The following is an 8,693-nucleotide window of genomic DNA, read 5'->3' on the forward strand; positions in this document are numbered from 1 at the left end:
CTAAAGAGAAAATGGTAGGGTACTGTATTGACATAAACATGCTGCATAATGTCAGCGCTAATAATCCAATATGTCCCCCAAAGGCTGCCGAGATAATACAAAGTAACATTGAAATTAATGCATAAGCAGCTAATACTTTCTCAGGCGCGAAGCGGGTAATTAACCAGGTCCCACTGAATCGACCGATAAAGAAACACACCATAGTGGCAGTTAAATAATTAGCAGCATATCCGGGGGTGACATTTGGCAATTCTTCTATTGCATAGCGAATTAAATAACTCCAACAGGCTGTTTGTGCGCCGACATAACAGAACTGCGCTAATACTGCCCAGCGCCAGTGGGTTATTTTTAATAAACGTGGTAATGAAGAAAAGAAAGAGCCATTGTGCGTGTCGTCAGACTCGCTTTTTATTGCAGGGAACCGAGTGATAAGAATTAATAGCGCAACAAAAATAACCACTGCCACAATAATCAAATAGGGTAATTGTACCGCTTTGACCAAGCTATGGTGATAACTATTTAAATCCTCAACCGACAATTTATCTAATACTTCCTGTGTCTGATGAGGGACATTGGAGAGGATTAAGCTTTGCCCGAATACCACGGCGATAATGGCGCCAAAGGAATTAAATGTTTGTGCCAGGTTGATCCGAAAATGGCCGGTTTTCTCAGGCCCTAATACAGTAACAAAGGGGTTGGCAGCCGTTTCCAGGCACCCCAAACCGGCTGCGATGATGAATAAGCCGATTAAAAACAAGGTGTAGTTCATTGTCTCTGCGGCAGGCCAAAACAGGGCTGCGCCAAAGGCGTAGAACAGAAGACCGGTGATGATCCCCGCTTTATAACTGAATCTTTTCATCAAGATGCCAGCTGGGATTGGGATCAGGAAATAACCGAAATAGAATGAGGATTGAATCAGGCCAGCCTGAAAATTGGTTAACGTAAATGCCTGCTGAAACTGAGGTAATAAAATATCATTTAGGTTGTTTGCTACTGCCCAAAGAAAGAACAGCGAGCACAGCAACGCGAAAGGAATCAGATATCTTTTTTTATTTGCCGACTCGTCACTTACCGAGGCGGAAATTTTGGTGCTATCTGTTTGTATTAAAATATTTCCCATGGTGCCCTCGTCAGATACTTCACTCGTTCGAAAGTTCGTAATATTCGACGGAAATTTTTTTGTTTAATGAATGATATTTTTCTCTGGTCGACATGAGTTGTCTGAGTCCAAATTAAAATATCCTCATTGCGTTAAGTCCCGTTCTTTATAAGGTAAAAATAGCTAAAAAGTATGAGCTGAATCACATTGGTAACTCAATGCTGATATTTTGTGATGCTAATCACTTTAAATAAAAACAATTCATGACCGTTTGAAATGAATTGTGTTTCAAACACACAAAGCTAATGACCGATTATTTTATTTCTGTCACAAACGGTCAAATAGTCATAAATATATATGTAAATGGATATTTGACCGTTTAGTCATGTTGTATTTTCAAACGGACATTTTATAAAAATAAACAATACTTAAATCGGCATTAAACAATGAATACTCATGACCTGGCTCACACTTTTGCGCGCTTCATTTTTTACTTTAATTAAATGAGCGAAAAATATGTCTCATATTCACGCTCATTAACCCAATACATTATTTAATGCATTTTTACATTTAGATATTTGCATCCCAGGAGAGGAACAAATGAAAAAAGAAGCATTGGCGCGCGACATTATTAATACCTGCCTTGAAATGACCCGCTTAGGCCTGAATCAGGGAACGGCTGGTAATGTTAGCGTGCGCTATCAAGAGGGTTTTTTGATTACGCCGTCTGGTATTGCTTATGACAAACTCACCGAGTCACATATTGTTTATATTGATGCCGACGGTCACCACGAGGCAGGCAAAGTTCCTTCCAGTGAATGGCGCTTTCATCAGGCCGTTTACCAAACCCGGCCCGATGCAAATGCTGTGGTGCACAACCATTCAGTTCATTGCACGGCAGTTTCGATTCTAAATCGTCCGATTCCTGCCATTCATTACATGATTGCTGCTGCGGGTGGCGATGATATCCCTTGTGCGCCATATGCCACCTTTGGCACCAAAGCGCTTTCTGAACATGTCGCTGTGGCGATGAAAAATCGTAAAGCGACTTTGTTGCAGCATCATGGCCTGATTGCTTGTGAAGAAAACCTGGCGAAAGCACTGTGGTTGGCCCATGAGGTGGAGGTTTTGGCCACATTGCTACTGGCGATTTTACCGATTGTTGATGAGGTGCCGGTGTTATCTAAAGAAGAAATCAGTGTGGTATTGGAGAAATTCAAAACCTACGGTTTGCGGGTTGAAGACTAGCTCGTGGCTAAAAATAGCAGGTGGACAAAAACACTGAGGAATCAATCATGAATAGAATGATTTTAAATGAAACGGCGTGGTTTGGTCGCGGCTCATTGGCGGCACTGACCGATGAGGTTACCCGGCGGGGTTATCAAAAAGCATTGGTCGTCACGGATAAAATACTGCTCGAATGTGGTGTGGCGACCCGTTTAATTAGTCGTCTGGAACAGGCCGGTTTGTATTTCGCCATTTTTGATGCCGTTAAACCCAATCCGACTATCAGTATTGTGCAACAAGGGGTAGATGCTTTTCGCCAAAGTGAGGCGGATTACCTGATAGCCCTGGGGGGCGGCTCGCCACAGGATACCTGTAAAGCTATTGGTATCATTATCAATAACCCTGAGTTTGCCGATGTGCGTAGTCTGGAAGGTGTTGCAGATACCCGTAAGCCTTGCGTACCTATTCTCGCTATCCCTACCACTGCCGGGACGGCTGCGGAAGTGACCATTAATTATGTGATTACTGACGAAGAGCGGCGGCGTAAATTTGTTTGTGTCGATCCTCATGCCATTCCCGCCGTAGCATTTATTGATGCCGATATGATGGATAGCATGCCAGCGGCGCTAAAAGCGGCGACGGGGGTTGATGCGTTAACACATGCTATTGAGGGATATTTAACGAAAGGAGCTTGGGAACTGACCGATACTTTGCATCTCAAAGCCATTGAGGTTATCAGCCGTTCCTTGCGCGCAGCAGTAAAAGGTGATGCCACTGCGAGCGAAGATATGGCGCTTGGGCAGTATATTGCCGGTATGGGTTTTTCCAATGTGGGGCTGGGATTAGTACACGGTATGGCTCACCCGCTTGGCGCGTTTTACAACATGGCACATGGCGTGGCTAATGCCATTTTATTGCCTTATATCATGCGCTATAACGCGGCTTATACCGGTGAGCGTTTCCGTCAAATCGCAGTGGCGATGGGGCTGGATAACGCATTAAGTTTGCCGTTGGATCAGGTGCGTGAGCAAACTATTCAGGCGGTATTTGCATTGAATCGTGATATTGGCATCCCAGCTTCTCTCAGTGCTGTTGGGATGCGGGCTGATGATATTCCAGCACTGGCTGTAGCAGCCTTTGCCGATGTCTGTACTGGGGGCAATCCGCGTGAAGCCTCGGTTGATGAGATTATGACGCTTTATCATCAAGCTTGCTGAAAGAACGGTCATTCGTCACAAATTGATTATAAAGTCATGAGGAAAGTTTAATCCTCATGGCTTTATTGATACCAAACAACTCCCACTATACCCAAAAGAGGTAGGGTCACTGATGCGGGGCGGTATATTTATTATCCTAACTATAACAACTGCTATAACTGAGCCACCGCGCTCTGCCTTAACCATCCCTCCCGCTGAATAACTCATTTTTTTGAATTAATCGGATTTCATCCATTGCGGTGTTCTCCATTTTCTGGAATGCAACCAAGTGGGAATCTTATGAAAGAGACCAACCAATCTCGACTGTTAACGGCAGAAATTACGCGCCGAAAACTTGTCCAAACGACAGTCGTCGGCGGCCTTGCCATGGCAACCGGAGCGTTTTCGCTACCGTTTTCCCGCACCGCACACGCTGTTCAATCTGCAATAAACCCAGCTAATGATGGCAAAGTGATATGGAGTGCTTGCACCGTTAACTGCGGCAGCCGTTGCCCATTGCGCATGCATGTGGTTGATGGGGAAATTAAATATGTCGAAACGGATAATACCGGTGATGATGATTTTGAGGGTTTGCATCAAGTTCGTGCCTGTTTACGCGGCCGCTCAATGCGTCGGCGGGTGTATAACCCCGACCGATTGAAATACCCAATGAAACGCGTAGGTGCGCGCGGGGAAGGTAAGTTTAAACGTATTTCATGGGATGAGGCATTTGATACCCTCGCTGCCAGCATGAAAAGCATCATTAATGAGTATGGCAATGAAGCCATCTATTTAAACTACGGCACGGGTACGCTGGGCGGCACCATGACCCGCTCGTGGCCACCGGGTTCAACCTTATTGGCCCGATTGATGAATTGTTGCGGCGGCTATCTTAATCATTATGGCGATTACAGCACCGCACAGATTGCAGCCGGCCTGAATTATACCTATGGCGGTTGGGCTGACGGTAATAGCCCATCAGACATTGAAAACAGCAAACTGGTGGTGTTGTTTGGTAACAACCCCGGCGAAACCCGGATGAGCGGCGGGGGCGTCACTTATTATCTGGAGCAGGCACGGGAGAAGTCTAACGCCAAAATGATTGTTATTGATCCGCGTTATACCGATACCGCGGCGGGCCGTGAGGATGAATGGATCCCGCTGCGGCCGGGGACGGATGCTGCACTGGCCTGCGCACTGGCTTATGTAATGATTAGCGAGAATCTGGTGGATCAGCCGTTCCTCGATAAATATTGCGTGGGCTATGACGAGAAAACCCTACCCGAAGGCGCGCCGAAGAATAGTCATTATAAAGCCTATATTTTAGGGCAGGGCACAGATAAAACCGCCAAAACGCCACAGTGGGCGGAGGCTATCACCGGTATTCCTGCCGCAAAAATAATTAAGTTGGGCCGAGAAATTGGCTCGGTGAAACCCGCTTATATCGCGCAGGGGTGGGGGCCACAGCGCCATGCTAACGGCGAAAATACCAGTCGCGCAATTGCCATGCTGGCTATCTTGACCGGTAACGTAGGGATCAATGGTGGTAATTCTGGGGCGCGTGAAGGTTCCTATGGCCTGCCGTTTGTCCGAATGCCGACGTTGGAAAACCCAATTAAAACCAGTATTTCGATGTTTTTATGGACTGATGCCATTGAGCGCGGCCCTGAAATGACCGCCATCCGCGACGGAGTACGGGGTAAAGATAAGCTGGATGTGCCCATCAAGTTTATCTGGAACTATGCCAGTAACTGCCTGATTAATCAGCATGCAGAAATAAACCGTACTCATGACATTCTGCAAGATGATAAGAAATGCGAAATGATTGTGGTCATCGATAACCACATGACTTCGTCAGCTCAATATGCCGATATCATTCTGCCAGATTGTACCGCTTCCGAGCAGATGGACTTCTGCCTCGATGCATCGAGTGGCAACATGGCATATGTGATCTTCGCCGATCAGGTGATCAAACCGCGCTTTGAGTGCAAAAACATCTATGAAATGACCAGTGAGCTGGCAAAACGTATGGGGGTGGAGCAGCAATTTACCGAAGGGCGCACACAAGAGGGCTGGCTGCGCCATCTCTATCAGCAATCACAGGAAGCCATTCCTGAACTGCCTTCTTTTGAGGAATTCCGCGAACAGGGCATTTTCAAAAAACGCGATCCGGCAGGGCATCATGTTGCCTATAAAGCCTTCCGCGCCGATCCGGTTGCTAACCCGCTCACCACGCCATCGGGCAAAATTGAAATCTACTCTGCCGAGTTAGCGCAAATTGCCGCGACCTGGGAGCTACAACCGGATGATGTTATTGACCCGCTGCCCGTGTATGCCGCTGGATTCGAAAGTTTTGACGATCCCCTAAACCAGAAGTATCCATTACAACTCACCGGATTCCATTACAAAGCCCGAACTCACTCGACTTACGGCAACGTCGAGGTACTGAAAGTCGCTTGCCGTCAGGAAATGTGGATTAACCCACTCGATGCCAGGGAACGCGACATCAAAAATGGCGATATTGTGCGGATATTTAATGGCCGTGGCGAAGTTCAGATTAACGCCAAAGTCACGCCACGTATGATGCCGGGCGTTGTGGCGCTGGGGGAGGGGGCATGGTACAGCCCAGATGAAAATCGCATCGACAGAGCGGGCAGCATCAACGTATTGACCACACAGCGCCCTTCTCCGTTGGCGAAAGGGAACCCATCCCATACCAACCTCGTTCAAGTAACCAAGGCTTAAGGAGCTAACTGATGACGCAATATGGTTTTTACATCGACTCCAGCCGGTGCACGGGGTGCAAAACTTGCGAGCTGGCTTGCAAAGACTTCAAAAATTTATCCACCGATGTGAGCTTCCGGCGCATTTACGAATATGCCGGAGGTGACTGGCAACAGGATAACGGTGCATGGCACCAGAATGTGTTTGCTTACTATCTTTCTATTGCCTGCAACCACTGTAGTGACCCCGCCTGTACTAAAGTGTGCCCGACTGGCGCGATGCATAAGCGCGATGATGGTTTTGTGGTAGTTAACGAGGATATTTGTATCGGTTGTCGTTACTGCCATATGGCCTGCCCGTATGGTGCGCCGCAGTACGACGAAGCAAAAGGACATATGACCAAGTGTGACGGCTGCTATGAGAGAGTCGCCGCCGGTAAGAAGCCGATTTGTGTCGACTCCTGCCCATTGCGAGCGCTGGATATGGCACCTATCGATGAGCTGCGTGAGAAGTACGGTGAATTGGCCGAAGTTGCTCCGCTGCCTGCCGCTCATTTCACCTTACCGAATATTGTCGTGAAACCGAATGCCAACAGCCGCCCGGTCAGAGATACCACCGGTCATCTGGCAAATCCGAAGGAGGTATAGCATGGGTATGGGATGGCATGAATGGCCACTGATGGTCTTTACGGTGCTGGGGCAGTGCGTAGTCGGAGGCTTTATTGTTCTTGGGCTGGCATTGATATTTGGCGGTTTGAGTCGTGGGCAACAACAGCGTGTTCACCGCAGCATGTTTGCCTTATGGGTGTTGATGGCTTTGGCTTTCATTGCCTCGACATTGCATCTGGGCTCGCCCATGCGGGCATTCAACTCGTTAAATCGGGTCGGTGAATCGGCGCTGAGTAATGAGATAGCCGCCGGTTCGGTGTTCTTTGCCGTAGCGGGCTTCTACTGGTTGCTGGCGATTTTGAATAAGATGCCCGCGCTGCTCGGTAAAATCTGGTTGGTGGTGGCAATGGTGCTGGGCGTGGTATTCGTTTATGCCATGTGTCGGGTTTATTCCATTGATACAGTACCCACCTGGGATAATATTTATACCCCACTGGGCTTCGTGCTGACCGCCTTTATTAGCGGGCCAATGTTGGGTTATTTACTGCTGCAATGGGCGGATATCAATGGGCGGGCGATGCTACAGCTGCCGATGATCAGTGTGTTAGCGCTGATTATCAGTCTCGCCAGTGTCATTATGCAGGCCGCGAGTTTGCCGCTGATTTACAGCTCGGTGCAGCAAGCCTCTCAGCTCATCCCTGATTATGGCACCTTGATGGTCTGGCGTTTGGTGTTGCTGGTATTAGGATTGGGCTGTTGGATTTGTCCCTTAATTCGAGGGCGTACACCTATGACACTGGGGATGATATTTGCCATGTTATTGATTATTGTTGCTGAATTGATTGGCCGCGGCGTGTTCTACGGGCTGCATATGACGGTAGGAATGACATGATTTATCAGCAAATTGCATTGACAGGCCGGGTGTTGGGCGCACTGTTTTATTGCGAGCCAGACAGCCCGGCATGCCATGATATTGTGGCGCAATTAAGTCATGGTTTATGGGCGGCACAGTGGCCTTATGGCTCGGAGCAGCAGCGGCTAGCTATTGCGGCTTTACTGGCACAATCAGTAACCGAAGAAACGCGAGAAGAGGCTTGGCAACGGCTGTTTATTGGCCCTTATGCTTTGCCTGCGCCGCCTTGGGGTTCTGTTTATCTCGATAAAGAGAATGTGTTATTTGGTGATTCCACCTTAAAACTGCGCCACTGGATGGCGCAGCAGCAAGTGGAAGTGACATTGGATCAGGATGAGCCGGAAGATCAGTTTGGTTTAATGCTAATGATGGCTGCCTGGCTGGCAGAGCATCAACCAGCCGGTTTGCCCGAGTTACTGGCCGATCACTTACTGCCTTGGGGGTATCGCTATCTGGCTTTGCTGCAATCCGACGCCGGGCATCCGTTTTATCAAGGGCTGGCTCAACTGGCAACTCTGACGCTCACCCATTGGCAAGATGAATTGCAGGTGACGCCTGCACTGGTTGAGTTGTATCGCTAAACAGGAATCTGGTTTTTTATTCAATGATAAGTGTGACTTTCTTACCGATATTACCGGCCATGCTAACCAATGAATCAAGAGTGAATTTTTCTGTTTTTTGATTAACGACATCTGAAACTCTCGGGCGCGACACATGTAGTAATGTGGCCGCGTCCACTTGCCGTATACCTTCGGATTTAATCCAACCAGCAATTGACGTCATCAGTGCTTTTTTCATTACCAAAGCTTGTTCAATCTCTGCATTTGATTCTGCTAATAGTTGACTGGCCTGAGCATCAGAAAACCCCAAATCACTAAAAATATTATCTTCTGCGGTAGTCATGTGACGTGATGCTGTATCAATTT

Annotated in this window: 8 protein-coding genes; 6 read left to right on the forward strand and 2 right to left on the reverse strand. The window is 47.8% G+C overall.

Annotated elements, in window-relative coordinates; genetic code table 11:
* A partial coding sequence (gene fucP / locus ACNSO8_RS01105) for an L-fucose:H+ symporter permease (RefSeq protein ID WP_418393565.1) occupies positions 1–1,120 on the reverse strand: 1,120 nt, incomplete at its 3' end.
* A gap of 579 nt (positions 1,121–1,699) precedes the next feature.
* Here fucP and ACNSO8_RS01110 point away from each other — a divergent pair.
* From ACNSO8_RS01110 to dmsD, 6 genes are all read left to right on the forward strand, one after another.
* Positions 1,700–2,347 carry an L-fuculose-phosphate aldolase gene (locus ACNSO8_RS01110; protein ID WP_004701238.1) on the forward strand — a complete coding sequence of 216 codons (648 nt, stop codon included), beginning with the start codon at positions 1,700–1,702 and terminating at the stop codon, positions 2,345–2,347.
* A 44-nt stretch (positions 2,348–2,391) separates the two neighbouring features.
* On the forward strand, positions 2,392–3,543 hold the full coding sequence (gene fucO, locus ACNSO8_RS01115) for a lactaldehyde reductase (protein WP_418393568.1): 1,152 nt from the start codon (positions 2,392–2,394) through the stop codon (positions 3,541–3,543).
* 279 nt (positions 3,544–3,822) lie between these two features.
* Positions 3,823–6,267: a dimethylsulfoxide reductase subunit A gene (gene dmsA, locus ACNSO8_RS01120; protein WP_418393566.1), complete on the forward strand. Its 2,445-nt coding sequence runs from the start codon at positions 3,823–3,825 to the stop codon at positions 6,265–6,267.
* Positions 6,268–6,275: 8 nt separating this feature from the next.
* Complete coding sequence (locus ACNSO8_RS01125) at positions 6,276–6,893, forward strand: DMSO/selenate family reductase complex B subunit (protein WP_026017943.1); 618 nt, start codon at positions 6,276–6,278, stop codon at positions 6,891–6,893.
* A 1-nt stretch (position 6,894) separates the two neighbouring features.
* Complete coding sequence (locus tag ACNSO8_RS01130) at positions 6,895–7,746, forward strand: dimethyl sulfoxide reductase anchor subunit family protein (protein WP_046051519.1); 852 nt, start codon at positions 6,895–6,897, stop codon at positions 7,744–7,746.
* Complete coding sequence (dmsD, locus tag ACNSO8_RS01135; RefSeq protein WP_019083883.1) at positions 7,743–8,348, forward strand: Tat proofreading chaperone DmsD; 606 nt, start codon at positions 7,743–7,745, stop codon at positions 8,346–8,348. Before ACNSO8_RS01130 ends, dmsD begins: the two co-directional genes overlap by 4 nt.
* A gap of 16 nt (positions 8,349–8,364) precedes the next feature.
* Here the strand turns inward: dmsD and ACNSO8_RS01140 are convergent, their stop codons facing one another.
* The gene (locus tag ACNSO8_RS01140; RefSeq protein ID WP_418393567.1) at positions 8,365–8,691 is read right to left on the reverse strand and encodes a helix-turn-helix domain-containing protein; all 327 of its coding nucleotides are present in this window, start codon (positions 8,689–8,691) and stop codon (positions 8,365–8,367) included.
* Positions 8,692–8,693: the final 2 nt, after the last annotated feature.

This window comes from Yersinia sp. LJYL362, from assembly GCF_048323875.1.